At 42.6% G+C, this 25,721-nt stretch carries 22 protein-coding genes; 10 read left to right on the top strand and 12 right to left on the bottom strand.

Translation table 11 applies throughout. The annotated features are described in order from the left end of the window. Window positions 1-132: 132 nt before the first annotated feature. A complete protein-coding gene (locus VHA01S_RS16045; protein WP_023405393.1) occupies window positions 133-1,770 on the bottom strand; it encodes an ATP-dependent endonuclease in 1,638 nt (545 codons plus the stop codon). A gap of 308 nt (window positions 1,771-2,078) precedes the next feature. On the opposite strand from VHA01S_RS16045, the gene VHA01S_RS16050 reads away from it, so the two are divergent. From VHA01S_RS16050 to VHA01S_RS16060, 3 genes are all read left to right on the top strand, one after another. After that, window positions 2,079-3,866 (top strand): bifunctional metallophosphatase/5'-nucleotidase, encoded by a 1,788-nt coding sequence (locus tag VHA01S_RS16050; protein ID WP_039971210.1) that lies wholly within the window; start codon window positions 2,079-2,081, stop codon window positions 3,864-3,866. Window positions 3,867-4,121: 255 nt separating this feature from the next. Further along, window positions 4,122-4,313, top strand: a complete 192-nt coding sequence (locus VHA01S_RS16055) for a hypothetical protein (protein WP_023405395.1) — start codon at window positions 4,122-4,124, stop codon at window positions 4,311-4,313. A gap of 144 nt (window positions 4,314-4,457) precedes the next feature. Then, a complete protein-coding gene (locus VHA01S_RS16060; protein ID WP_023405396.1) occupies window positions 4,458-5,939 on the top strand; it encodes a hypothetical protein in 1,482 nt (493 codons plus the stop codon). Between the two features lie 101 nt (window positions 5,940-6,040). On the opposite strand, the gene VHA01S_RS16065 is transcribed toward VHA01S_RS16060, so the two are convergent. Continuing rightward, window positions 6,041-7,000 (bottom strand): porin, encoded by a 960-nt coding sequence (locus VHA01S_RS16065; RefSeq protein ID WP_023405397.1) that lies wholly within the window; start codon window positions 6,998-7,000, stop codon window positions 6,041-6,043. A gap of 535 nt (window positions 7,001-7,535) precedes the next feature. Next, a complete protein-coding gene (locus VHA01S_RS16070; RefSeq protein WP_023405398.1) occupies window positions 7,536-8,165 on the bottom strand; it encodes a hypothetical protein in 630 nt (209 codons plus the stop codon). A gap of 244 nt (window positions 8,166-8,409) precedes the next feature. Here VHA01S_RS16070 and VHA01S_RS16075 point away from each other — a divergent pair, with 244 nt between their 5' ends. Continuing rightward, window positions 8,410-8,658 (top strand): DUF3297 family protein, encoded by a 249-nt coding sequence (locus tag VHA01S_RS16075; protein WP_023405399.1) that lies wholly within the window; start codon window positions 8,410-8,412, stop codon window positions 8,656-8,658. A gap of 208 nt (window positions 8,659-8,866) precedes the next feature. Next, window positions 8,867-9,982: an NADH:flavin oxidoreductase gene (locus tag VHA01S_RS16080; protein ID WP_023405400.1), complete on the top strand. Its 1,116-nt coding sequence runs from the start codon at window positions 8,867-8,869 to the stop codon at window positions 9,980-9,982. Between the two features lie 308 nt (window positions 9,983-10,290). On the opposite strand, the gene VHA01S_RS16085 is transcribed toward VHA01S_RS16080, so the two are convergent. From VHA01S_RS16085 to VHA01S_RS16095, 3 genes are all read right to left on the bottom strand, one after another. Further along, window positions 10,291-11,310: a manganese-dependent inorganic pyrophosphatase gene (locus VHA01S_RS16085; RefSeq protein ID WP_023405401.1), complete on the bottom strand. Its 1,020-nt coding sequence runs from the start codon at window positions 11,308-11,310 to the stop codon at window positions 10,291-10,293. 253 nt (window positions 11,311-11,563) lie between these two features. Continuing rightward, window positions 11,564-12,133 (bottom strand): PhnA domain-containing protein, encoded by a 570-nt coding sequence (locus VHA01S_RS16090; RefSeq protein ID WP_023405402.1) that lies wholly within the window; start codon window positions 12,131-12,133, stop codon window positions 11,564-11,566. A 161-nt stretch (window positions 12,134-12,294) separates the two neighbouring features. Further along, window positions 12,295-13,083 carry a M48 family metallopeptidase gene (locus tag VHA01S_RS16095; protein WP_023405403.1) on the bottom strand — a complete coding sequence of 263 codons (789 nt, stop codon included), beginning with the start codon at window positions 13,081-13,083 and terminating at the stop codon, window positions 12,295-12,297. A gap of 139 nt (window positions 13,084-13,222) precedes the next feature. Here VHA01S_RS16095 and VHA01S_RS16100 point away from each other — a divergent pair, with 139 nt between their 5' ends. The 3 genes from VHA01S_RS16100 to VHA01S_RS16110 all read left to right on the top strand — a co-directional run bounded on the left by VHA01S_RS16100 (window position 13,223) and on the right by VHA01S_RS16110 (window position 15,687). Further along, the gene (locus tag VHA01S_RS16100; RefSeq protein WP_023405404.1) at window positions 13,223-13,699 is read left to right on the top strand and encodes a hotdog fold thioesterase; all 477 of its coding nucleotides are present in this window, start codon (window positions 13,223-13,225) and stop codon (window positions 13,697-13,699) included. Then, the gene (locus VHA01S_RS16105; RefSeq protein WP_023405405.1) at window positions 13,696-13,917 is read left to right on the top strand and encodes a DUF3389 family protein; all 222 of its coding nucleotides are present in this window, start codon (window positions 13,696-13,698) and stop codon (window positions 13,915-13,917) included. The genes VHA01S_RS16100 and VHA01S_RS16105 overlap by 4 nt, the downstream gene beginning before the upstream one ends. A gap of 66 nt (window positions 13,918-13,983) precedes the next feature. Continuing rightward, a complete protein-coding gene (locus VHA01S_RS16110; RefSeq protein WP_023405406.1) occupies window positions 13,984-15,687 on the top strand; it encodes an SgrR family transcriptional regulator in 1,704 nt (567 codons plus the stop codon). Between the two features lie 4 nt (window positions 15,688-15,691). Here the strand turns inward: VHA01S_RS16110 and VHA01S_RS16115 are convergent, their stop codons facing one another. Together VHA01S_RS16115 and VHA01S_RS16120 are read right to left on the bottom strand one after the other, a co-directional pair. Beyond that, window positions 15,692-17,194, bottom strand: a complete 1,503-nt coding sequence (locus VHA01S_RS16115; RefSeq protein WP_023405407.1) for a protein adenylyltransferase SelO — start codon at window positions 17,192-17,194, stop codon at window positions 15,692-15,694. A 53-nt stretch (window positions 17,195-17,247) separates the two neighbouring features. Further along, window positions 17,248-18,840, bottom strand: coding sequence for an ABC transporter ATP-binding protein (locus VHA01S_RS16120; RefSeq protein ID WP_023405408.1), 1,593 nt, complete (start codon window positions 18,838-18,840; stop codon window positions 17,248-17,250). Window positions 18,841-19,095: 255 nt separating this feature from the next. Between VHA01S_RS16120 and VHA01S_RS16125 the strand changes: the two genes are divergently transcribed. Further along, window positions 19,096-19,338 (top strand): hypothetical protein, encoded by a 243-nt coding sequence (locus VHA01S_RS16125; protein ID WP_023405409.1) that lies wholly within the window; start codon window positions 19,096-19,098, stop codon window positions 19,336-19,338. Between the two features lie 96 nt (window positions 19,339-19,434). Here the strand turns inward: VHA01S_RS16125 and VHA01S_RS16130 are convergent, their stop codons facing one another. The 3 genes from VHA01S_RS16130 to VHA01S_RS16140 form a co-directional block, all read right to left on the bottom strand. Continuing rightward, entirely contained in the window at window positions 19,435-20,451 is a 1,017-nt protein-coding gene (locus tag VHA01S_RS16130; RefSeq protein ID WP_023405410.1) for an ABC transporter permease, read from the bottom strand. Beyond that, window positions 20,452-21,543: a microcin C ABC transporter permease YejB gene (locus tag VHA01S_RS16135; RefSeq protein WP_023405411.1), complete on the bottom strand. Its 1,092-nt coding sequence runs from the start codon at window positions 21,541-21,543 to the stop codon at window positions 20,452-20,454. Window positions 21,544-21,641: 98 nt separating this feature from the next. Next, a complete protein-coding gene (locus VHA01S_RS16140; protein WP_023405412.1) occupies window positions 21,642-23,450 on the bottom strand; it encodes an extracellular solute-binding protein in 1,809 nt (602 codons plus the stop codon). 301 nt (window positions 23,451-23,751) lie between these two features. Between VHA01S_RS16140 and VHA01S_RS16145 the strand changes: the two genes are divergently transcribed. Further along, on the top strand, window positions 23,752-24,141 hold the full coding sequence (locus VHA01S_RS16145; RefSeq protein WP_023405413.1) for a nitrous oxide-stimulated promoter family protein: 390 nt from the start codon (window positions 23,752-23,754) through the stop codon (window positions 24,139-24,141). A 31-nt stretch (window positions 24,142-24,172) separates the two neighbouring features. Here VHA01S_RS16145 and VHA01S_RS16150 read toward each other — a convergent pair whose 3' ends face one another. After that, on the bottom strand, window positions 24,173-25,633 hold the full coding sequence (locus VHA01S_RS16150; protein WP_023405414.1) for a DEAD/DEAH box helicase: 1,461 nt from the start codon (window positions 25,631-25,633) through the stop codon (window positions 24,173-24,175). Between the last annotated feature and the right edge of the window lie 88 nt (window positions 25,634-25,721).

The raw sequence follows: 25,721 nt of genomic DNA on the forward strand, positions 1-25,721 counted from the left end.
GGAAAAATGCTCGAGAACAAGGCAGAATTTTTCGATAAGTAGTTATTCTACAATCAAACATTCTAATGCCGTTATCGAGCATTTTAACAAGCTAGAATGACCCGTTATTTAGTACGATTGATATTACACCCTTTACGTATTGCCGTTTGCCATGCTGATCACCCGTTTTAAGGTCCAACGAATCAGTATTGGAATGATGTCATCACCATGAATTTCACAATACTCAACAATGGCGATTGCTACATCGGGTTTTGCATGTTTTTTTAGCGCACGCATAATGACTTTTTTCGGTGGAATAGGGTGATCGTAAGGGATTTTACCCATATCCCTGAAGAACTTTTCAAAACCATTGTTGTAAAGGTAATGCTCGATGTCTTTATCAGGCAGTTCAGTGATTCGATGTCTTTCTTGTTCACCATGCAGCATCGCTCGGGCTGAAGTAGCGTATTTTTTACCGGCGGCGTCACCATCGGTGACCACATGCCAATCTATGTCTAACGCTCTTGCTACTTTAAGTAGGGATTTTAAGCCAGATTGAGCAAATTCAACAATTTGTACCCCTTCCGAGGCTAAATCATAGCCACACAATTTGGCCAATTCGTTAAATAGCCATACTTCAGTTTCTCCTTCGACTAATAACCAACAGCGTGCAAACAGAGCACTAGAGCGGTGAAAACGAATGTGAAAGCTGACTTTTCGTAATTCATCGGCGGAGAGCATTTCTGGGCGAATGTATTTTGCTTCGGTTCGATCTGATTTTCTGACTAAACGTTTGATGCTTCGAAGGGGTACAGCCCCAAGCAATACCGCTGAGTTGGTAGTTAAGATTTTTTGCATCGGCATCATTTGCAACAGAGCCCATGCCCTTGATAAATGGGTAGGGTGCAAGCGCCCTTCAGGATCTTCCACAATCAATAACGGCCGAGCGCATCTTCTGAGCTCGGTGTTTCCTTTTGCTTGTAGATAATTATTCAGAAGCCCCATTAATAACAAGCGGGTTTGTTTATCTTGGGTTTGATCAACAAACTGCTTTAGAGACATTTTTTGCCCCAAACTGGAGGTAAATAAACCGTCTCTGGTGGCTCTTGGATCGTGCCGAACATGAGTTTTATAAGAAAAATAGTGATCGACTAAATCATGCATGGTTTTAACGCTGCTTTTCATTTCGTCTTTACTGACTAACCCTGGGTGGGCAATGAGACGACGACAGGTATTTTTAATGCGCTGTTCTATTTTTGAATTTGGCGTTTTGCGCTCTATCGGTTTGTCTATGCGCTGAAAATGCCTTGAATCTCGCAGGCGAATCACCGGATGCAAGATCATCAATTGTATAGCGAGCTTCTCGGGGTGATGCAATTTTTTAGGTTGACCTTGTCTATCTAAAAAAGCGTAATGAGTGGTGACTTTAGTGCCTTCTAAGGTCGCACTAAGGCGATAAATTATTTCGCACTGACCGCTACTACACTCGTTCCAAATTGGCTTTATTTTCCGGTAACGCCCGGATTTGGCTTCTTTTGGATTACTTGAACACAGTTTTAGAATGATTTGTAAATGTTGAGTTTGTGGATGGGAAATGGCGTAATCAACATGGAAGTCACGCATTTCAAATTGATAAGGTTCACCATTTATCGGAAGTGCCACTGATAACGCGTCAAGCAATGAGGATTTACCCCAGGTATTTTCGCCAATCAAGGTTGTCAGTTGCTCAAAAGGGAGCGAAAGGCGCTTAATGCCGCGAAAACCAGATATTTCGATCCGCTCTAATTGCATACACTCTTCCTTTGTTTTTAATTCCTATCACAACACTTTCGTGATCAGAGGTAACGCCGTTGGCAAGAGCTTTAACTCTGTATAATGATAAGTTAATTACTCTGTTTGTTCTTATTATAGAAAATGGACGCTGTTTACACTGAGAAGATGGGCAAGTTTCTGTTATTGAACCACTAATTAGTCTTGGCGATATCTATTATCGCTCACTGGCAATGAGGTACATGCGAACTATTTTTCCCTTCAAAAAAACTTTCATTGGTTTGTCATATCGTGGCGACTACAATGGCGGTGAACTCAGAGAAGATAATATGAAGAATAGAATGCAAAAAGCGACAAGGATACGGGTCGCCCATATCAATGATACACACTCTTATTTTGAACCTACTACGGTTCAACTGTCACTCAATACCAACAGTTCGACAAACAATGCAGTTACAGACGTTGCAAAAGACGCAACAAATAACGCAGCAAAGCATGCAACCGTTTCTCCCTATGTCAGCGTTGGGGGATTTGCACGCATACAAACTCGAGCGAAACAATTAAGACATCAAGCCGACCAACAGGGTCGAGAATTTCTATTTTTACATGCCGGTGACTGCTTTCAAGGTACGCTGTATTTTTCCCTTTTCAAAGGTGAAGCGAACTCAAGGCTATTAAATCAATTTGGCCTAACGGCGATGACATTAGGCAACCATGAATTGGACATGGGCAATGCCCCGGTGGCCAGTTTTGTTAATCAAATAAACTTTCCTTTGCTGTGTGGCAACTGGGACTTGTCACAAGAGTCTGCAAGCAAAGCGGTAAAAATCAGTGATGCAGAGAATGTGTATCCGTTCCAAGTACAGCAACAATGCGCAAAATGGATGCAGCATCAAGCCGGTGATGAGTGCATTGCTATTTTTGGTCTTTCTATTGATAAAATGGTCGATATTGCCAATCCAGATATAGATACGCCGTTTGTTAATGCACTGCAAACCGCCAAGAACACAGTACAACAGATCCAAGCGTCAGGTATCAATAAGGTTATTTTATTAAGTCACCTTGGCTATGAGGCTGATTTAGCCTTAGCCAAAGCTGTAGACGGCATTAGCTTAATCGTTGGCGGACATTCACATGTATTGCAAGGAGACTTTAGCGACCTTGGTATTGCCAGCAAAGACACTTACGGCCGCTGCGTGAATGATACTTATATTGTGCAAGCCGGTATGCACGCGCAATCACTAGGCCATTGTGATATTGATTTTGATGAATCGGGTAAGGTGGTGGCCTTTAACGGACGTAACGAGTTGCTGATAGGCCGTAGGGTTTGCTTTGATGCAACCATGAGTAACTGTGATTGCGAGGGTGAATATCAGGATGTATTTGATTACTTAACCGCGCACCCAAATGTGGTGCGCTGTAAAAAAGACGAACAAGTGAATCGACTGATAACAAACACTTACAAGCCGGAAGTGTTTGCCTTACAACGCAGTATCGTTGGGCATTTACAATCACCATTACGACACATTCGAGTGCCGGATGAAAAGGGCGCGAGTGAGATTTGTTCTTTGGTGGCAGAGTCTTTTTATCATGCTATGCGTTATCGTGGTCACGACATTGATTTTGCCATTCACAATGCAGGTGGCGTGCGCTGTTCGTTAAATGCAGGCCCTGTCAGTAAAGCCGATATAGCGGGTCGATTGTTACCTTTTGCGGTTCCTATTGGCGTCTATTCAATACAGGGGTGTTATATCAAAGGGATTTTGGAGGGCGCAATAGACAATGCCATTGATGCCAATGGTACAGGTAGCGGCAGCTATCCGTATTGTTATCAATTGGACTATCAAGTGGTACTTGATGCGCCAAAAGGCGATAGGGTGAAAAATCTTCGAATTTACGATGATATTCGAGGTTGGATGCCACTCAATGAACAACAGATTTATTGGGGGACGTCCTCTGCTTACTCAATGAAAGGCAAAGAGGGTTATTCCGCTATACTAAATTGTCGTGATGATTGGGTGGTAACGGAAATGTCGATGGCCGATTGTTTTTTAGAGTTTGTTTCTCGTGATGAATTACGAATTGAAACCCAAGCCAAATTAGGTCTAATCACATAATCAACATTTAAATATTGTAAAGAAAATGTAATCAAATGCAGGTGTGAAATTGCTATACGCATGTTTATGCGAATATTCAGTGCCATACGCTGAATTATTCACTTATATTATGTGTTGATGTTCATAGATGTTGCCTGCCTGTAAAATTAGAAAAACTAATGCGAAAGTGTAAATTTACTCGTTTTATTCTTTAGTTCAGTTTGCTTATATTTGCGCCATAACTTATTGAAACTTACAGAATTTAAAGAGGCACGTATGGCACAAGTAATGCAAATTAATACCATAGCAGTACCAAGCTCTCAGGAAGGCAAGAGCTATTCTATTGATTTCAAAGGACTGATTATGCATCTTGTCGATATATTGTTCGGCAAAGGTCACCCAAGTAAGACGTATTATGCTTCTGAGCTTTCAGAGCATATGCAAAAAGATTTAGGTATGATGCGATAGTTATTATCGACTATATCTTAGATTATGCGAAGCCCTGCACAGTTTGTGCGGGGCTTTTTATTTATTGGCCGTCTGATTTTCGATTTATCATCTACACTCATAGGTAGTTGTTTTACAAAACATTAATAAGCTAGGACGGCATTAGTGTACAAAATCTTTTCTGCCAGTATTGGCGCATTATCTTTATTATCTGCAGGTTGTGCCTCGCACATCCCCCCTGAAGACATTAAACCCACACGAAATGCGATTAAATCAGAATCTAATGCATTGATAACAAAAATGAGCTCCATCTATCCAGAAGTAGATCAAAAGTTATCTAATTCTGCCGGTTTTGCGACGGCCAGTATGTCTGGTGTTAACGTCGTATTATTAGGCGGCGGTTATGGTAGAGGGATGATTAAGAACAAGTCGGATGGTTCAATTACCTATGTGGATGTTAAACGTTACGATTTAGGTGCTGGCTTAGGGCTAGGCACCTACGACGTGTTAGCCATTTTTGATAATCAAGATGCATTGCAACGCTACAAAGAACGCAATTGGCGGACGTCTGTCGGTGCTCAATGGAGCGTAAATGATGCGGGGTCAAGCGCTTATACTGATGTTTGGCGCGCTGATGATGATGTTTCTTTGTATGTAACCTCTAACTCTGGCGCTGGCGCACAAGGTTCTGCTCGCCTGGTTTCCATCTCGACAAATTATGATTTGACCAATACCGGGTTAGGCAGCAATCGGGTTGCGAATATCAATAATAAACCGGCAAATGATCGTTCTTCGTCTGAAGACCCTAAAGTATGGGATAGGGCGTTACCGTTTTTTGCACAAGACGTTGTAGAGCAAGGGTTTGATTTACCTCTTCCTTTTGGGGTAAGTATCATCTATGTGCAAACAGAGCAAGCAATGACACTGAGGGATTTGGAAATCGGCTTTAATGGTGGAGATAAAACGCCAACCCCGTTTGTGTCGTTTAGTGACAATTCAGCGGTTACTTATACCCCTCAGTTAAAGCTTGATGCTTGGTTATTTCCATTTATGAACGTGTTTGCGTCAGTGGGGGCCATTAATGGTCATGCACTGGTGAACTTCACTCTAGATGGCAATGGAATCATAGACATGGCAGGAGCCAATTGTGGGCGTTTACCGATAGAACCAGTCTGTGCCTTTGAAGACAAGTCGTTAACCGTAGCCACTCCTAAAATCGACATCAATGGCGTTAATTATACCGTGGGAACGGTTCTGGCTGCGGGTTGGAACGACTATTTCTTTGTTTTACCAATCAGTTATTCTTATGCCGACATGAAGGGCAGTGTAACTAAAGGGGATGTTTGGAATATTTCACCTCGTTTGGGTAAACAGTTTCCTTTGCAAGGCAGTCAATCTATCGCGGTATTTATAGGGGCAAGTTACCTTGATAGTCGCTTGACCATCACTGGAAGTGTTGATGTACCCGGGACCGGAAGCACGTTAGACACCATTGATTATAAATTGGAACAAGAGAATTTAGATAAATGGATGGCGCTGGCGGGAATGAACTATAACTTCAATCGTGAGTGGTCATTGTCTGTAGAATACGGGCAAAAGAGCAGTGATAAGAAGCAATTTATTTCCAGTTTGAATTATCGATATTAAAAATGTGGACTTGCTAAAACAATGCGCTTTGGCTGGACGTAAAAAAGGGTTCTCAATGAGAACCCTAAATTTTGTCTAACTAAACATATAGTAGTGTTTAATTAGAAAGTAACTTTAGCACCTAGCATGCCTTTAAGTTCTTCGTTTTGAGTAAACTGTTTGTTCACACCAACGTAAGTGATGAAGTAATCAGTAAAGTTGTAGCCTAGGTCTAGAGACGCTGTGTTACGGTCATCGTTTTCTGAATCAAATTTAGCACTTGTGTAAGTACCAGATAGAGTCAGTTTTTCAGTGAAGTCGTAAGAAGTAGCAAGTTCAAATCCGTTGAAGTCATCACCGAATTTAGAACCGTTCACGTACAATGCACCAACGTAAAGTTCATCAGTGATGTCAGAACCTAAGCTTACTAGTAGGTTGTCGCTGTCTTTGCTTAGCACGCCATCGTGAGTTTCTTTAGCGTAACCAGCACCAGCTTTTAGGATACCGAAGTCGTAGCTAGCAGAAATGCCGTAGCCTTTATCGATAGTTGTACCAGTACCTGTAGTATCAACTGTTTCGCCACCACCATTTAATGCAGCATTAACAGTCAAATCACCGTAGTTACCAATGTAAAGTAGTTGGTTATCTGCACGGTCAGCAGTTACTGATTTGCTTGACGCTTCAGCACCGTAAGTGTTTAGGATATCAGTGTAGTTAGTAATTTGAACTAGAGCGCCATCTGTTTTACCAAATTGCAATTCATTGTTTTCGTTACCCACTGCAACGAACAAGTAACGAGTGTCGTTAGAGTTGTCTTTAGTGAATTCTTTTTCAACGAAGCCACGAGCAAAAACGTCATCAGTGATGTTAGTTTTAGCTTCAAAGTTCAAACGAGCACGTGAAATATCAGCTTGCTTTTCGTTTGCTTTGTTGTCTTTACCTTGGTCAGATAGTTGAGTACGTGCTTCAACACGGCCACCTAATGCAAGAGATACGTTGTCTGCTTTGTAAACATCAGCTGCATTTGCGTTAACTGCGAATGCGGAAGTAATTGCGAGGGCTGTTAGGGTCAGTTTATTCATTTTTGTTACATCCTTGATTGTATAGTACAAAGTACAAAAAATATGATTGAGTACGGAACTAAGACTATATATTTTGCAGAGTAGATATAAGATGCATAAATAGAATCTAATTTTGAATATCTAGTAAACAATAAGATGCATACAAATGAATTGCAGTCTGAGGTGTGATTAAAATATAAACTATTGATTAAAGGTTAAAGTTTTCCAAATAGAGCAGAGATTTATCTTAAAAACGAATAACTTACCCTTACATTAAGCGTGGAAATTAAAGTGGTCTATTGCATCGCTATTCGTCAAGAATCGTTATTTTTAAGACTTTTTATTACAACTAAAGTTCATTCGTATGGGGTAAAAATGAACAAAAATAGGTGTTATTTAATTGTGTGTTCCTGTCACATTTATACTTAATTTCAACATTGTGAGTAAGTCCTAAAATTTTTATATCTAAATCTGTATTTGGATGATTTTGATTGATAAATGTGAGCTTTGAAGCGTTTTTATGCGAATTGGGGCGATTTAGGCCCCAATAGTCATATTATAATGCATTTCGCTCTCTTTGCAGTTTTACTAGGCATTCTTTATCTAAGGCAATCTTGGCTTGTTTAAATCCTTGACTTGGGAATGTAGCTGTCGTGCCAATATCGGATTTTATAGTGACAGGGGTACCTTGTTGAAACTCATGAATCAAAAACTCTTGGCCTTTTGGATTTTTTGCGCGGTACATACGAGCTTGATCATTAACCTTATGTACATATTTAAAGTGAACATCTTGTCCGTTGACATTAAAGATGCCACTAATTCGGTTGCTGTAAAAAGGACCAGTGATATACATCTGAGGAGCACAATCATCAGGATTGGCGCTGTAACTGGCGACAAAATTTAAGTCACCTCTGTGCGCTAAATCGTTCCAACCTACATTTTTGACCATACCATCTCCATGATAGTTCCATTTTTCACTGTCAAACCACGCCTGCTTCTCTTCTGAAAACTCAGAGTTTTGAATAGTATTGTTTTGTGTAAGTTGGCTTTGCTTACTGTTTGATGCTGCATCTATAGAGTGATGACCGTTTACTATTGGATTATTTGCAGCAGGGGTGCTCTGCGTAGAGCTGCATCCTTGAACAAGCAGTAATAGTGAAGCTATTAATAGTGGAGCTTTAGTCATGAGCCTTCCTTGAGAGTATTGGTACGGAATACGTTAATGATAAGCTGAGCTTCAATTTACATGGTTAGGGGAGTGTTGGCATTGGTTTAGTTTTATGTGCTGTTACTGTCAGCTAATGGTAAGTATTTTAAAGTAGTTACGCGTGGCTTGGCGATTGCCTATGGCTATGAATGATGAGTTTTCTTGAGCGCAGAGCCTGCATTGTCTACAATGGCGCTCTCTATCTATAATTCAGGTCATGAACATGAGCGACACTAACGAAAAGCCAACTCTTCCGGATCACCTTTCTGGTAACCCTCGCAGCCCACATTATGTGGAAGAGTGCTTTCATCATAGAATTGGTATTCGACTAAACGGTAAAGAGCGTACCGATGTAGAAGAATACTGCATCAGTGAAGGTTGGGTTAAAATCCCTTCACCAAAAGCACTTGATCGTCGTGGTCAACCTATTTTGATTACGCTTAAAGGCACTGTTGAAGCTTTCTATATCTAATTAAAGCCTGTTAAATCTATTATCAACGCACAAGATCATTATGATTTTGTGCGTTTTGTTTTCTTAATCGTTAAATATACATCTGTGGTTATTTATTTCGATAAGCAATTTTTCTAATGTCGGCTTTTATTAGCCGATTTGTGGACGCTTGTTTATCAGAGTTTGTATCTACTTGATTATTTAGTAACTTCTATCGAGAGGATTGTTCTTGAGTATTTTATTTTCACCATCAAAAATTGGTAGCATGACCCTGAAAAACCGTTTTGTCCGCAGTGCAACGTGGGAAAACATGGCTACAGAAGAAGGTTATATGACGGATAAGTTGTATGACGTCTATGAAGAGTTAGCCAAGGGAGAGGTTGGGCTTATTGTGACAGGTTACGCCAATATTGTTGCAGATGAAAAACCTAACGCAGGCATGATGGGGATCTATAACGACTCTTTTATTGATGGCTACAAAAAGCTCACTGATTTAGTGCATCAATATGGTTCTAAAATCGTTAAGCAAATTGCTTATGGCGGCACAAAAACCACTTACAATTTAGGTGAGAGAACGATTTTTGCACCAAGTGACATTCCTGAACGCGGTACTCAAACGCAAGGCAAAGCGATGACTACTGATGAGATAGAGTATATTGTTCAGGCTTTCGCCAAAGCCAGTTTACGCGCCAAACAATCAGGTTTTGATGGGGTTGAGATTCATGCCGCGCACACTTATCTTATTAATCAGTTCTTAAGTCCTTATTACAATCAGCGAGACGATCAATACGGTGGCAGTTTAGAAAACCGCATGCGCTTCTTAGTCGAGATTTATCAGCAAACTCGGTTATTAGTGGGTGAAGATTTTCCTATCCTAGTTAAATTAACCGCCACTGAATTTTTTGACGGTGGCCAAAGCTTCGCTGAAACGCGAACAATTTGTAAAAAACTAGAAGAGATTGGTGTCGATGCGATTGTGGTATCGGGCAATATTCACGGCAAAGCCAGTGATATGGTCGGTCAATCGTTCGATGGGCATACTTTGCAAAGCGAAGGATATTTTCACGAATATGGCGACGTAATCAGCCAAGAGGTCAATGTGCCTATCATTACCGTAGGCGGATTAAGTGACATCAATGCAATAGAAAGCATCGCCGAAAAAACCAATATCCAATATTTTGCACTATCTAGACCTTTACTCGCCGAACCCCACCTAGTAAAACGCTGGAAAGAAGGCGTCACTACCCCAGTTGAATGCGAACGCTGCTCCAAATGTCGCACCCGACGCGGCAACTTCTGCGTAGTCTTCAAAAACGGCATCCGCAAAGGCAAAGGGGTCAGATAACGTGCGGGGTCAGGTCTTGAAATTTGCAGCTTATGTTTAGATATTGATAGCTAGCTATCCTTTATCAACAAGATAGATAAGAAAATGCAGTTTTAGGAAGAAATAGGCTAAAAACAAATGCGAATGGGGTCCGGTCTTGAAATTTGCAGCGAATGCTTAAGATATTGACAACTAACTATTCTTTATCAATCAGATAGATAAGAGAATGTAGTTTTAGGAAGGAATAAGCTAAAAACAAAAATGGGTCAGGCTTAAATTTGCTCAGTGCAAATTTCAAGACCTGACCCCGCTTTTATCCCGCTAAGGGGTTATTTTTCAATCGCGTTTTGGATTGATGGGCTGATTTGGCGTTTACGTGATGTTACGCCGTCTAGCGTTAGGATGTCGCTCGTGACGTCTGTGTTAAACGCTGTTTTCAGGATTTGTTGTTCAGCACTGTCTACCCAAAGAAGGTTAGCACGTTTGTGCTTAGTGTCTGTGATAGAGAAGAACAAGTAATCAAGACCTTCCGCTTCTTTGTACGCTTTCATTGCTTTATGGAATTCAGCTTTACGCTCGATAAGTTGATCAGCAGTTAGCGTCTCAGCTACACCGATACCCACTTTCTTACCGCCAAATTCAAAGTTTTTGTAATCCATCGTTAGGATAGCGTCAGCTGAAAGGTGGCTCAGATCTGATTTTGCGATCAACATTTGCTGGCCGAAATCATTGATGTCTGTAACGCCAGCCAGTTTAGCCAGTTTCTCAGCGTAGTGGTGGTCGTAGTCAGTTGTTGTAGAAGAATCGAATACAACAGTATCAGACAAAATAGCACCAAGACCAACACAAGCAATAGACTTAGGCAGAGTAACGTTTAGTGATTCTGCGTTTGCTGCCAAGATAGTAGCAGTAGAGCCCCACTCACGAACGTCCATAGAAATAACTTGTGGAGCATTGATTGGCGCGCCGCCGATAGCGTGGTGGTCAATAATAGCCACTACTGATTCAGGATTGATCGTTGGTGCTAGTTGAGTTCTTTGGTTAAAGTCAACAAGACCTACTTGGAACTTAGAGTAGTCTGAAGTCACTTTTGGGCTCTCAACATTACAGTAGTTAAGAACAAAAGTTGTCTCTGGGTTAATGGCTTCTGCCGCTGTTGGCGTACCGCCGTAAAGGTGAGATGCCATGATTGCACCCACAACAGAATCGGTATCAGGGCTCATGTGACCAACCCAAACTAAATCGTCTGTTTTATTGTTTTCAGGTTGGAAAAGATCAAGAGCGGCGTGTGCTGAAGTTGCACCTGTCATTGCTGCTAGAACGGCTAACTTTAACATTGTTGTTTTCATTTTTTATGTGTCTTAGTGAATAAATTTAGGATGAGATTAATCCACTTTTGTGACGGCAATAAGTCAGAAATATTGCGTGTAGATGACTGAGTTGCTCAATAATAAACCAATAAAATCAAATGGTTAATAGGTATACAGTGGTGGGGAGTCTATCGCTAATAAAAGAAAACCAAGGTTTATATGTTGCCGATACATAAATAACAGGTATAAAAAAGGCTCATTAAAGAGCCTTAATAAAATAGCGGTTATTCATCTATTTTTTACGACAAAACTCGCAACGTAACCACATAGATTGACCTTCAACTTTACCTGAGAACAATTCAGGATCATCTTGCGCAAGGCTGATGTTTCTTACCATTGTGCCTATCTTAACGACCATTGAAGACCCCTTAACAGGTAGGTCTTTGATGATAGTGACCGTGTCACCTTTAGCCAGTGGTGCGCCGTGGCAATCAACGTGTTTTTTACCGTCGTTTTCCATGCCAGTTTCAGCCCAAAGCTTAGTTTCTTCTTCCATGTACATCATATCAAGTAGGTCTTGTGCCCAACCTTCGCTGCGGCCTAGGCGAGTCAGTTGACGCCATGCTAGCACTTGTACTGGTGGCTCTTGGCTCCACATGCTGTCGTTTAGGCAGCGCCAGTGGTTCACATCCATTTGGTCTGCGTCTTCAACTTGAGTGCGGCAGGTATCACACAGCAAGGCACCGTGGTCAACAGTGGCTTGAGTATGAGGTGCAACAGCAAAAGGTTGTAGATCGTGAGTTGCGCCGCAAAGCTCGCATTTGTCGCCGCTACGTTGGCGCAATGTTGATTCAATAGACATGTATTAACCTTGTTTATTTCTTGTATTTGGCGACATTATCCATATTTCGACGCCTTAATGAAAGTAGAACGCGATTAATGTTGATTTAAGATAAGTTCCTTGTTCCTTTTCAACATTATCAGTATCAATATTAGCCAACAATAAACGCTCTTTACCACCAATTAAACAGGCTTAGCACAATTGGGTTTTGTACCCGAAAAAGCGGGTAAACGTCGCGCTTTATCGGTGAGTTCGTTAATTCGAGTATCGTGGGAAGGGTGTGTTGATAAAAGCTCGGGTGTGTGACTTCCGCCAGAGGCCTTTGCCATATTTTTCCACAACTCGACGCTTTGATACGGATCAAAGCCTGCCTTTGCCATTAACTCTAATCCGACAACATCGGCTTCGCTTTCTTGGGTACGTCCATAGGGAAGCAGTACTCCGTATTGTACGCCAACGCCCATTAATGCCATGATTTCGTTACGATAATCTTGGCTTGCGAGAGCAATATTACTGATTTGCAATCCGGTGTTGGCAATGTGTGCGTGTGACATGCGCTCGTTACTATGATCGGCAAGTACATGCGCAATTTCGTGACCAATGACGGTTGCCAGTTGGTCTTGATTTACCGCAACATCGAGTAATCCGGTATAGACGCCAATCTTACCGCCGGGCAGGGCAAAGGCGTTAACTTGCGGACTATCAAAGACCACCACTTCCCATTGACTAAAACTGCCTTGAATAGGCACATAATCCAAAATGGCATTGGTAACGCACTGCACATAAGCGTTAATTTTTGTATCCTTACTGATAGGCAGTTCATTTTTCGTTTCTGAAAATGATTGCTGACCTAAGCTCGACATTTGCGTATCGGAAAACAACACCACTTGATTGCGCCCTGTAGGCGAACTGGAGCAAGCAGAAATCATTAAAGTTGAGGCTATAGAAAGCACGATACCTTTATATCGCATTCAAGGGTGTCCTTATCGATTGTTGCGTGATTATGAGTGTATTTATCTGTTTATAAGTGTGGTAGATAGCGCAAAAATTGCATAGCATGAACGACAAATAATACAAATAAAGCCCCCCACAATATTAGGAAGTTCCTCAATGACAATATGGAAGCGCGATATTGATTTAGATACGCTCAATGCCACTTCAAACAATACCCTTATGCAGCATTTGGGTATCGTATATACCGATATTTCCGACAATTCGATAGCCGCCACTATGCCTGTGTGTGCCAACACCCATCAACCGTTTGGTTTGTTGCATGGCGGAGCCTCAGTGGTACTCGCAGAATCATTAGGCTCAGTGGCTGCAAACTTTTGCTGTGCGCCAGATAGCTTTTGTGTTGGCTTAGAAATTAATGCCAATCATTTAAAAGCAGCGCGCAGTGGAGTGGTTACTGGGGTTGCTTCACCGATACATCTGGGTGGCACCACGCAAATTTGGTCGATTGAAATTCGCGACGAAGCTGGTGATTTGGTGTGTATTTCTCGCCATACTGTGATGGTAAGGAAGACCAAAAAAGGCAAACAAATGCTAGAAAAGAAACAGAGAATAGACGTTAAGGAACAACAATGACCTTAGATTTTGAATTGGGCAAGATCATTGTCAACGCGCACGAATTAATGATTCGCATTGATGGTGAACAGCGTTTAACACTGCACGCGCAAACCGATGCGATTCAATTACTAGGGCAAGTGTTAGTGGTGACTGACGCACAAAGTCGTTTCTCATTAAAACTTCCTGAAGCAGTTATTGCAGAAATTTCACAAACTACAGGTATACCGGTCACGTAATGGGTCAATATTCCGTGCTAAAATGAGGAAATACCCACTTAATTTTGAAATTGGAATTTCCTCTTTATGAGTAGCCCTCGTCTTAGAACTCAGTTTGAAACCCTGTTTGAACACTTTAAAGGTCAAGATAGTGACACTCGTATCGAAGAGATCACCGAGGTCTTGTTTTGTACTCGTCGTAATGCGCGCATAGTGCTAAATAAATTGAGTGAAGAGGGTTGGATTGAGTGGCATCCGTCAGCGGGGCGAGGCAAGCAATCACAGCTTATCTTTAAGCAAAACCGACAAGATGTAGGCGAGGGCTTAGCGAAGCGATACCTTGAAGAGGGGCGCATAGGTCAAGCGCTACAAGTGCTTAACCAAGATGCCAACCGTTTAACTCAAGTTATTCAAGACTATCTGGGTGTGCAGCATCGTCAAGGTCAGCAAGTGGTTAGTCTGCCTTATTACCGCCCACTGGCAATGCTAAACCCGAGTAAACCGCATCGCCGCTCAGAGCAAAATATTATCCAACAAGTGTTTAGCGGACTGACCCAACTGGATGAAAATGATCACCTGATTGCCGATCTTGCCCATACTTGGGAGAATATAGAAGGGCGTCACTGGCGCTTTTATCTGCGCGCTAAAGTACGTTTTCATAACGGTCAACTATTAGAAACCGAACACGTAGTCAATCATTTGATGACGCTGTCGACCTTGCCAATGTTTGCGCATATTAAAAAAGCGTCAACGCCATCGCCTCTGGTGATTGATATTGAATTAACCCGCGCTGATTATTACTTCGATGTGTTGTTAGCGGAAACGGCGGCCAAGGTGCTGCCTTATAATAGCGCCGAACTTGACGATTTTGATCGACTGCCGTCAGGTACCGGTCCCTATCGCGTCTCAGTCAACAATGATAAAAGGCTGATTCTTGAAGCTTTTGACAGTTACTTTGGGTTTCGTCCGCTGGTGGACAGAGTCGAAGTCTGGGTTATCGATGAAATCCATTCCAGTATGGTCTATCCAAGCCTGTCACAACCAATTATCTCAACTCAAAGAACCGATGACGATGTCGCCCTTGATCCCGGCTGTACCTACATCGCAGTCAATCAAGCCTCTGGTTTGGGCGTAGACAGCGATTGGCAAAACTATTTTGCGGCCAAATTAAATACCTTTAACCTGTTTTCTCAGTTGTCAGAAGAAGCCATCGTCGAATTAGGTCTGCTGCCTGCACATGGCTTAAAGCCAGGTTGGTATCACAGCCATCCGCAAAAAGCGCTGACACCGCCTGCAATACAGACTATTAGTATTGCTTATCATAGCGAACATCCAGTTTTCCCGACCTTAGCGAAAGCCATCGCGTCATTGTTAAAACAAGATGGACTGGCGGTGAGGTTTATCCGCTACGAGCATATCCCCGATGATGTGAGCGATATTGATTTGTGGATAAAACCTATGGGTTTGGGCACCCATCGTGACGATACACTGCGCGGTTGGCTACTTGGCTACAGTGATATTGAACAATTAAGCACTGCAGAGCAATTTGGCCATATTCAGCAAAGCATCGAACATTGGCAACAGCTGCCAAATGCCGCTTTTCCCGCAAGAGAAATCGGACGCTATGTTGTGGAAAATAAGCTGATTATTCCTATGTTTCACTGCTGGCTTGGCGTGAGTAAAGATCATTGCGGCGCATTGCAAAATGCCAAATGCAATGCGCTGGGTTGGTTTGATTTCTCTAAGGTATGGGTGATGCCAGAGCACCCTGAGCGTTTGTCACATCAGTAAATGTCTAGGATGAACAACTTAAACAATGGCCTTTTTGCTCATTACTTGGCGGCTGTGACCAATGCGGCGGGCAATCGTGCGCAATGAAGGGGTTTTCCAACACCTTTAGCCATTGCTCTATCACGTCATATTGCCCATTTTCCACTAAGGTAATGGCTTCTTGAGCAAGGTGAGTCCGCAGTAGATATTTAGGGTTTACAGCTTGCATTGCTTGCTGGCGTTGCTTGTCTTTATTGTCGTGGTCGTGAATATAGTCAACGGATAGGCGTGCTTGATAGCGAGTTAACCATTCACTAAATTCAGCATTATTAATGTCATGGGCTAGGTCACTATGCCAGTTCCTGCAATCTATCTCTGACAAACACCGCAAGGTATAGTGATAATCCAGTTCGAGCTTTTCCATTAGGAATAAACATTCATTGATCAACTCAGGATCGCCATCTTGCTCACTGATCAAGCCAAAACGGGCACGCATTAAACGTCGATATTCACTTTGTACAATAGAGGAATAACGGTGCAAGGCGGTTTCGATAGCGTCAGTATCAATAAGTTTGGATAAGGCGTAGCCTAACGCAGATAGATTCCACTGCCCAATGCCAGGCTGCTCATCAAAGGCATAGCGCCCGCTGTAATCACTGTGATTGCAAATATAGTTGGGTTGATAAGTGTCTAAAAATGCAAAAGGCCCATAATCGAAAGTCAGCCCCAAAATAGACATGTTATCGGTATTCATCACCCCATGACAAAAGCCATAAGCATGCCATTGGGCTATGGTATTGGCGGTGCGAGAGACTACTTGCGCAAAAAATTGTTCATATTTATCAGGTGCATTTAGATCGATTTCGGGCATATGCCAATGCATTACATGCTCCGCAAGTAGCTTAAGTTGCTGGTCTTGACCGCTGTAAAACAGGTATTCAAAGTGCCCAAAACGAATATGACTGGGGGCGACTCGCAATAACGTGGCGGCGCACTCCGTTTCTTCTCTTTGTACTAGAGTTGTTGAGCCTAACATCGCTAATGCTTGTGTGGTGGGGATGCGCAGGCCCTGCATAGCGGCGCTGATGAGATACTCTCTTACGGTGGAACGTATTACCGCGCGACCGTCGCCATTTCGAGAATAAGGGGTTTGTCCGCTGCCTTTTAGGTGAAAATCCCACTTTTTACTATCCAGATCAGCACTGTTTGGCGCAATAAATTCCGCCAATAATAGACCGCGTCCATCACCTAAGTCTGGATTGTATTGGCCAAATTGATGCCCTGTGTACTTCATTGCCAAGGGTTGCCAGTTTGGTAAAACTTCACTGCCTGCTAGCAGTGAAGTCAGTAACTCTTGCTCAGTATTTAAGAGATCGACACCAAGGCGTTTAGCCAGAGATTGATTAATATGAATAAGATAAGGATGCGTTAAAGGCTCTGGCATCACGGGTGTGGAGAGCGAAGCACCTAATTTAGCGTAACTGTATGGGTGATCATGTAAATACTCTAATTGCGCTAAACTTTTCATTAAAACCAATCCTTGGTTGAAGTTTCTGAACTGAATTTATAACTATCAGTGTGTTACAGGTGTGACAATGTCACTAATTGTTTTGTGTATTGATGCTGCGGCGCATTAAATACTTGTTCTGTGGCGCCATATTCAATCACTTTCCCTTCTTTTAACACCATAGTATCGTGGCACAGTGAGCGCACCACATTCAGATCATGACTGATAAATAGATAGGTGAGACCGTATTTCACTTGTAACTCTTTTAATAATTGTAGAACTTGTGCTTGTACGGTTCTATCTAATGATGAGGTTGGTTCATCTAATAGAAGAAATTCAGGTTTTAATATTAGCGCTCGCGCGATGGCAATTCGTTGCCTTTGCCCACCTGAAAACTCATTAGGGTAGCGATGCCGAGTCTGTTTATCCAGATCGACTTCTTCCATTACTTGACAAATTTGCTCATCAATTTGTTGCTCGCTAAGCTGTTGATGCACTCGCAGTCCTTCACCAATAATTTGCGCCACCGACATTCTAGGGTTAAGCGCCGAGAAAGGGTCTTGAAACACCACTTGCATGCGACGCCTTACAGGCAACATCTGTTTGCGATCTAATTGTGAGAGCTCTTCTTTATCAAAGACGATGCCGCCTTCGCTTTCAACTAAGCGCAAAATCGCCATACCTGTAGTCGATTTCCCGGAGCCACTTTCACCCACCAGCCCCAAAGTGTGGCCTTTTTTAAGTGTGAAATTCACCCCGGTGACGGCTTTAGTATGATCAATGACGCGCTTAAATACGCCGCCCATAATTGGGAACCATACTTTTAAATCATGAGTTTGTACCAGATGTGCATTATTAGCATCAACGGTTACCGGTTTGCCAGAAGGATCGGCGTCAATGAGCATCTTAGTGTAAGGGTGTTTAGGGCTTGCAAATAGCGTATGACAATCGGCAGTTTCTACCAATTTTCCTTCTTTCATCACACATACACGATTGGCGATGCGTTTTACAATGCTTAGATCGTGGGTAATAAACAGCATTGCCATTCCTAACTCTTGTTGCAAATCTTTTAACAAGTCCAGTATTTGCGCTTGAACTGAGACATCAAGAGCGGTAGTAGGCTCATCGGCAATGAGCAGTTCAGGTTCGTTAATTAAGGCCAGTGCAATCATCACTCTTTGCCTTTCACCGCCACTGAGTTCATGAGGGTAGGCGTTAATTTTACGTTCGGGATGACGAATTCCGACTTTGTTTAGCCAACTGAGCGCCAATGCTTTAGCTTTGTTTGGGCGCAGTCCTCGATGAATTTCAACGGTTTCGACGAGCTGTTTACCGATTTTATGTAAAGGGTTTAACGACACCATCGGCTCTTGAAAAATCATACCAATGCGCCCGCCACGCACACCTCGCATGCGGCGTTCGGACAAAGAAAGTAGCTCTTGATCATCAAAATGAATACGACCAGATTGATAGACGGTGCTTGCTTTAGGCAGTAGACGAAGAATGGCATTAGCGGTGACCGATTTTCCCGAACCACTTTCGCCTACTAAAGCTAAGGTTTCGCCCTTATTTACGGTTAAACTTACATTGTAAGTCACTGTTCTTGGGTTGTTTTTCCCACCAAATGCCACTGAAAGATCTTGAATGTTTAAAAGTGGCTCAGTCATGTGAATGTCCTATTCTTTGCGCCATGTGTCGATAATCAACTAAAAATGTCGAATTGCTTGAATGAAAGCCAATCATAATCTACGTAACTAAATGTACACTAACTAAACAATAATTGCGTATTAGCTCTCAATTTTTCAAATTATGTGTAGCTCTATCAAATAAACTAATATAAGGTTATTTGTAGTATTAAAATACAACCACAAAATTACAAAACTTTGTCTGGTGATCCCCCTAAACTGACTCAGGAGGCTAAAATGCCAAAAGAAATCTATCAATCAGCGTACAGCCTCGCAAAAGAAGCTGAATTACACCTTCAGTTACTGCAAAAATGCTTGCGTTCTTTAGATGTCACTATCAACAATTCGTTGCCTCAAGCAACCTCTATGATTGAAAATATTTCTGCGCAAAGCGCAACGAGCCTTTCTGCAACTGCTGAGCTTGCTACTGAACTGCGTGAAGCTATTGCTCAAGCTAAACTTTCAGAGCAAGCCGTTTAAATTCGTTTTGCTCGTTTAGTTAAAAGGCGCGGTTAGCGCCTTTTTTGTTATCTGCGCTATGGTTTTTACTGTTGTTATTAAGAGTTTTCACGGATTTTACGCTTGCGCATGCGGATCAAAGGCATCTCGCACGGCTTCACCAATGAACACCAACAAGCTGAGCATGATTGACAGTACAATAAAGGCGGAAAACCCGAGCCAAGGCGCTTGTAAATTGGCTTTCCCTTGCGCGAGTAATTCCCCTAATGACGGCGAACCGCTAGGTAAACCAAAACCTAAGAAATCAAGAGAGGTTAAGGTCGTTACCGAACCTGATAAAATAAACGGAATCATGGTCAGCGTTGCCACCATAGCGTTAGGCAACATATGTCGGCTGATAATGCGCTTATCACTCACCCCAAGCGCATGTGCCGCTTTAATGTAATCGAAGTTACGACAGCGTAAGAACTCAGCACGCACCACACCGACTAAACTCATCCAACTAAACAGCACCATGATGCCAAGTAGCCACCAAAAGTTCGGTTCAACGAAGCTTGATAAAATAATCAGCAAGAAAAGGGTTGGCATGCCTGACCACACTTCAATAAATCGCTGACCAATCAGATCCAGCTTGCCACCGTAATAGCCTTGCGTTGAACCGACAATCACCCCAATAATGCTACTGACAATGGTCAGCACTACGCCAAACAAAACCGAAATACGAAAACCATAAATAATGCGTGCCAATACATCACGCCCGCGGTCGTCAGTGCCTAACCAATTAGTGCTATCGGGCGCAGATGGAGCAGGGGTGGGCAAATCGTAGTTGATGGTGTCATAGCTAAAACGAATGATAGGCCAAACGATATAGCCTTTTTCGTTAATTAAATCTTGTACATACGGGTCGGTATAATCTGCTTCTGCGGCAAATTCTCCGCCAAAATCTGTCTCTGAATAATGCTTAGCAATAGGAAAGTACCAGCCGTTATCAAAGCTAATAAACAGCGGTTTGTCATTGGCGACTAATTCAGCAAATAAACTGACGGTAAACAAAATGGTAAAAATCCATAACGACCAATATCCACGGCGATTGCCTTTAAAACGCTCAATTCGTAATTTAATGAGTGGATTCATTTATCTGGCCTCAAAATCAATGCGTGGGTCGACCCATGAATAGGTGAGATCGGAAATAATGCTCAGCAAAAGCCCCAGTAAGGTCATGATATACAACGAGCTAAACACCACAGGGTAGTCGCGCTGAATGGTTGATTCAAAGCCAAGTAAGCCGATGCCTTCTAACGAAAACATCACTTCAATCAACATAGAACCGGTGAAAAATATGCTGATAAAGGCGCTCGGGAATCCGGCGATAATGATGAGCATGGCATTACGAAAAACGTGTTTATATAAAATGCTTTTTTCATCCAAGCCTTTTGCTCTGGCTGTGACCACATATTGTTTATTAATTTCGTCCAGAAATGAGTTTTTAGTCAGCATGGTTAAGGTGGCAAAACCGCCAATCACCATAGCTAAAGTAGGGAGTGCTAAGTGCCAGAAATAATCGATGACTTTTTGATACCAATTGAGCGAGTCAAAATCGGATGACACTAAGCCGCGCAGAGGGAACCAGTCTAAATAATTGCCACTGGCAAAGACAATAATCAGCAAGATAGCGAACAGGAATCCGGGGATGGCATATCCGATAATCACCAGCGCACTGGTCCAAATATCAAAGCGAGAACCGTGATGAATGGCTTTTATAATACCCAGAGGAATGGAGACTAAGTAGATGATTAAAGTGCTCCACAAGCCAAGGGAGATGGAGACTGGCAGTCTTTCAACAATCAAATCTATGACGTCGCCGCCTTTAAATAGGCTTTCGCCAAAATCGAAGGTAATGTAGTTTTTGAGCATTTCAAAGTAGCGGACATGCAAAGGCTTATCGAAGCCAAATTGCTTTTTAATCGCGTCGATCACTTCAGGATCCATACCTCTTGAACCGCGATAGCCGGTGGTTTGTGCATCTTGATTAGCAGCGCTAAGCTCAACTTCTTGACCGCCTCCGGTAAAGCGTTCCATCACCCCAGAATCTAAGCCTTCCATCTGCGCAATAGCCTGTTCTACGGGGCCACCGGGCGCAATTTGGATGACAAAAAAGTTAATGGTGATGATCGCCCATAAGGTAGGGATGACAAGCAAAAGGCGTCGGATGATATAGGCTGACATTGCTACTCTATGTGTGAAATGGAAATAAAGGGGGAATAATTCCCCCTACGTATTGGGTCTTTGCTAAATATTTATTTTTATCAAAGCGTTAGGTTTTATTAACGACGTTTAGCGGGCAGTTTTTGCGCTTTGTCATTGTCAATCCACCAAGTATCTAAACCAAGATCGTATTCAGGGCGAACCTCTGGGCGCGAGAACTTATCCCAACTGGCAACGCGAAAACGACTAGTGTGCCACGTCGGAATTGCGTAGAAGTTCCATGTCAGCACGCGATCCAGCGCAGGTCCTAACGCTTTGAGCTTTTCCGGGTCTTGCTGGTGGAGGTCAATTTGCTCGGTTAAATAATCGATGGCTTTATTGTTTACGCCCGCTTGATTATAAGTGCTGTCGATAAAGTGGCTGTGCCAAGCAATTTTTAGATTATTGCTTGGATACGCGTTGGCCGAATAAGAGGAGAAAATCATATCATAATCACGCTCGTGCCAACGTTTGAGGTATTGCGTGGTATCAACCGTGCGAATTTTCATGTTGATGCCCAAATTACTCAGATTTTTCTTTAACGGATCGGCAATTCGCTCTGTAGTTGGGCTATACGCCATCAATTCAAATTCGAACGGTTTACCCGTTTTGCTGTTGGTCAGTACGCCTTTTTGGATTTCCCATCCGGCTTCTTTTAATAGCTTGAGCGCAGTGCGCATTTGGGTACGAATACGTCCCGAGCCATCACTTGCCGGAGGCGCGTAAGCGCTGCCAAATACACGCGCAGGAATTTGTTCTTTCAGCGGAGTTAATATCTCAAGCTCTGCAGCACTGGGCGCGTTTTTCGCTTGGTAGATAGTGTTTTGGAAATAGCTGCTCGTGCGAGTGTATTGTTGGTAGAACATATTTTTGTTCATCCACTCAAAATCAAGGGCGTAGGTGAGCGCCTCGCGCACTTTGGGATCTTTAAAAATATCGCTTTCGGTATTGTAGATAAAACCTTGCATGCCACGTGGCATGGTATTGCTGATCTCTTCTTTAACAATATAACCTTTGTCAAAATTGCTGCCGGTATAAGAGGTTGCCCAAAACTTGGCGGTGCCTTCTTGCCTAAGATCGTATTCACCGGCTTTAAAAGCTTCTAGCATCACAGTGTCATCACGATAGTAATCGTATTGAATGGTATCGAAATTGTTTCTGCCGACATTCACCGCTAGATCTTGCGCCCAATAATCCTTAACGCGAGTGTAAGTGATACTTTGACCGGGTTTAAAAGAGTCAACTTTATATGGGCCACTGCCTACAGGCGGCTGTGACAGTGGCTGACTTAAATCTTTGTCTTGCCAAAAATGAGCGGGTAATACAGCGCTTCCTTGTACAAATGAGAACAACACGTCTCTGTCAGATTGCTTCATTTCAATGCGTACAGTTTTATCGTTTAACGCTTTGACGGACTTAATGTTTTTATAATAAGTTTTGTATTGTGGCACACCTTGCTCAACAAACTTTTGGAAGGTAAATTCCACATCTTTTGCAGTAATGGCGACACCGTCATGAAACTTTGCCTTGGGATTAATATCCACTTCCATCCATGTGTAATCGTCACTGTAACGCAGCTTTTCAGCGATTAATGGATAAGAGGTATTAATCTCGTCGGTCGGTGAGAACATCAAGGTATCGTACAGTTCACCTGTCATAGCCCCAGGCTTGCCCCGCGAACCATAGCGGTTAAAACTGTCGTAGGTACCGATGGCACCATAGGTTACATGGCCGCCTTTTGGCGCCTTAGGATTTACGTATTCAAGATGGGTAAAATTAGCAGGATATTTAGCCTCGCCAAAGCCTGATAAATGTGTAGATTCAATCACCTGCGCGTGAAGCCATGGTGAACAAAAAATAGCAGCTATGATCAGCGTCCTTTCTAGCATGTCGCTCTCCGTTTCCCTAAAAATGTGCGTACTGATGATGAGTTTTATACCAATATTATACGCAACTAGTTGTGCTTATTATCCTATTATCTTAGCTAAAACACAGCTAAGTATTTCAATAATAGTGATAAATATTTGGTTAATTTTTGATTAAAAAGCTGAGGTGCTGTGTACAAAAGGCATAAGTGAGGGTTTATTGAACAGTTATGGCATGAGCCTGTATCAAAAATGGAAGTGGCTGATGGTTTTTAAGAAGCTTAAAGGTATATACTAAATGTATGTATCGGTATGAGATTTGGCAATGCAAAAACAGTTAGACGAGATTTTAAGCGGTGAGTTGCTAAAAGAGCACAAAACCGTGCATGCCATGATTAAGATCTACTGCGCTAAACATCATCAAACCGTACATGGCTTATGCGGTGAGTGTAGCGAACTTAGTAACTACGCAAAAACAAAATTAGACCGCTGCGTATTTGGGCAAAATAAACCGACGTGTAATCGATGTCCTGTGCATTGTTATCGACCTGAGCAAAAAGAGCAGATGAAAACGGTGATGCGTTTTTCTGGCCCTAGAATGCTATTAAAGCATCCTCTATTAGCTATTCGACATTTAAGGCATGAAAAAAAGCCTGCCCCTGAAGTGCCAAAACAAAATGTTTCGAATCGACACTTAAGAAAGCAGGCTAAATAATACTAATGCAATAGAGCGCTAAAAAACGCTTCTAGCGGTTACCACCGGAGTTGTTGTTCGCAGTATGATTGCGTTGCGGACGACGACGTCTTGGCTTATTGGCGCCATCATTTGCAACAGATGGCGCATTGCCCTTAGCGCTGCTATTCCCTTGCGACTGATTTTTAGTATTACCTTGCGTATTACCCTGACTGCTACCCTGTGGCGTGCGCTTTGCAGAGGGGCGTCGGCCTTTATTCGCAGGTTTGTTTCCACTTGAATTGTCGCCGGAACGTTGTCCGTCTTTATGTCCAGTTCTTGGTCGTTTTGGCTTGCTAGAGCGAATAGGGCGAGCATTAAGGTTCGACTCTGGAATTGGATGGACCGGTAGGAAACCAGGCATTACGTGACGCTCTAGCACTTTGCCGATTAGACGTTCTATCGAAAACAACTCTGAGGCTTCATCTATACAGACTAATGAATAGGCTTTGCCTGTTTCTCCAGCACGACCAGTACGACCGATGCGGTGTACATAGTCTTCAGATACGTGAGGTAAATCAAAGTTAACCACTTGCGGCAATTGTGGGATATCTAAACCTCTAGCGGCGATATCAGTTGCTACTAACACACGAATTTTACCTGTTTTAAACTCTTCAAGTGCTTTAGTACGTGCACCTTGGCTTTTATTACCGTGGATAGGGAGTGCAGAGATGCCTTCTGCGTCTAGGTAACGAGCAAGGCGATTGGCGCCGTGTTTAGTTTTGCTAAACACCAATACTTGTTGCCAATTTCCTTCCTTGATTAAATTAGCCAAAATTGCCGATTTTTGCTTCTTATCTGCAACGTAAATACTTTGCTCAACTAATTGAGTGGTTGAGTTAGGTGGACTAACCGACACTTCGACCGGGTTATTAACCAAGCCGCGTGCTAAGTCACGAATTTCAGGTGAAAAGGTCGCTGAAAACAGTAGGTTTTGACGCTGTTTTGGTAGCAAATCAAGAATTCGTTTTATGTCACGAAAGAAGCCCATATCCAACATACGGTCAGCTTCATCAAGTACTAACACTTCTAGCTGCGAAAACTTCACTGCGTTTTGGTTATATAAATCTATTAGACGTCCTGGCGTTGCCACCAATACGTCACAACCTTTGCGAAGATTGGCAATTTGCGGGTTAATTTTTACTCCACCAAATACAACCGTTGAAGTGGTTTCAAGGTGCGCACCATATTGAACCACACTTTCATGCACTTGCGCGGCTAATTCTCGAGTCGGCGTTAATATTAACGCTCTTACATGATTTCCCTTAGGTCTTGGGCCTGAGCTTAATCTTTCTAACAATGGCAAACTGAAACCGCCGGTTTTACCGGTACCGGTTTGCGCTGCAGCCATAACGTCTTTACCTGCAATAATAGCAGGGATGGCTTTTTCTTGGATAGGAGAAGCCTTTGTATAACCTAGATCGTCAATAGCGCGAAGAATAGGGGCAGATAGACCAAGGGAGTCAAAACTCATAGATGTTCTCGATGTGAAAGGGTGGAGGCGGATTTGCCTGCAAACTAAGAAACTAGTAGGAGCGTAGTTGAATAATACCAATCACACT

It is taken from the genome of Vibrio halioticoli NBRC 102217, assembly GCF_000496695.1.
Classification (GTDB): Bacteria; Pseudomonadota; Gammaproteobacteria; order Enterobacterales; family Vibrionaceae; genus Vibrio; species Vibrio halioticoli.

Bases quoted from the DNA above. Each gene is read 5' to 3' on its own strand.
- VHA01S_RS16045 (WP_023405393.1), bottom strand. From the start codon at position 1,770: ATGCAATTAGAGCGGATCGAAATATCTGGTTTTCGCGGCATTAAGCGC.
- VHA01S_RS16050 (WP_039971210.1), top strand. From the start codon at position 2,079: ATGAAGAATAGAATGCAAAAAGCGACAAGGATACGGGTCGCCCATATC.
- VHA01S_RS16055 (WP_023405395.1), top strand. From the start codon at position 4,122: ATGGCACAAGTAATGCAAATTAATACCATAGCAGTACCAAGCTCTCAG.
- VHA01S_RS16065 (WP_023405397.1), bottom strand. From the start codon at position 7,000: ATGAATAAACTGACCCTAACAGCCCTCGCAATTACTTCCGCATTCGCA.
- VHA01S_RS16070 (WP_023405398.1), bottom strand. From the start codon at position 8,165: ATGACTAAAGCTCCACTATTAATAGCTTCACTATTACTGCTTGTTCAA.
- VHA01S_RS16075 (WP_023405399.1), top strand. From the start codon at position 8,410: ATGAGCGACACTAACGAAAAGCCAACTCTTCCGGATCACCTTTCTGGT.
- VHA01S_RS16085 (WP_023405401.1), bottom strand. From the start codon at position 11,310: ATGAAAACAACAATGTTAAAGTTAGCCGTTCTAGCAGCAATGACAGGT.
- VHA01S_RS16090 (WP_023405402.1), bottom strand. From the start codon at position 12,133: ATGTCTATTGAATCAACATTGCGCCAACGTAGCGGCGACAAATGCGAG.
- VHA01S_RS16095 (WP_023405403.1), bottom strand. From the start codon at position 13,083: ATGCGATATAAAGGTATCGTGCTTTCTATAGCCTCAACTTTAATGATT.
- VHA01S_RS16100 (WP_023405404.1), top strand. From the start codon at position 13,223: ATGACAATATGGAAGCGCGATATTGATTTAGATACGCTCAATGCCACT.
- VHA01S_RS16105 (WP_023405405.1), top strand. From the start codon at position 13,696: ATGACCTTAGATTTTGAATTGGGCAAGATCATTGTCAACGCGCACGAA.
- VHA01S_RS16110 (WP_023405406.1), top strand. From the start codon at position 13,984: ATGAGTAGCCCTCGTCTTAGAACTCAGTTTGAAACCCTGTTTGAACAC.
- VHA01S_RS16115 (WP_023405407.1), bottom strand. From the start codon at position 17,194: ATGAAAAGTTTAGCGCAATTAGAGTATTTACATGATCACCCATACAGT.
- VHA01S_RS16120 (WP_023405408.1), bottom strand. From the start codon at position 18,840: ATGACTGAGCCACTTTTAAACATTCAAGATCTTTCAGTGGCATTTGGT.
- VHA01S_RS16125 (WP_023405409.1), top strand. From the start codon at position 19,096: ATGCCAAAAGAAATCTATCAATCAGCGTACAGCCTCGCAAAAGAAGCT.
- VHA01S_RS16130 (WP_023405410.1), bottom strand. From the start codon at position 20,451: ATGAATCCACTCATTAAATTACGAATTGAGCGTTTTAAAGGCAATCGC.
- VHA01S_RS16135 (WP_023405411.1), bottom strand. From the start codon at position 21,543: ATGTCAGCCTATATCATCCGACGCCTTTTGCTTGTCATCCCTACCTTA.
- VHA01S_RS16140 (WP_023405412.1), bottom strand. From the start codon at position 23,450: ATGCTAGAAAGGACGCTGATCATAGCTGCTATTTTTTGTTCACCATGG.
- VHA01S_RS16145 (WP_023405413.1), top strand. From the start codon at position 23,752: ATGCAAAAACAGTTAGACGAGATTTTAAGCGGTGAGTTGCTAAAAGAG.
- VHA01S_RS16150 (WP_023405414.1), bottom strand. From the start codon at position 25,633: ATGAGTTTTGACTCCCTTGGTCTATCTGCCCCTATTCTTCGCGCTATT.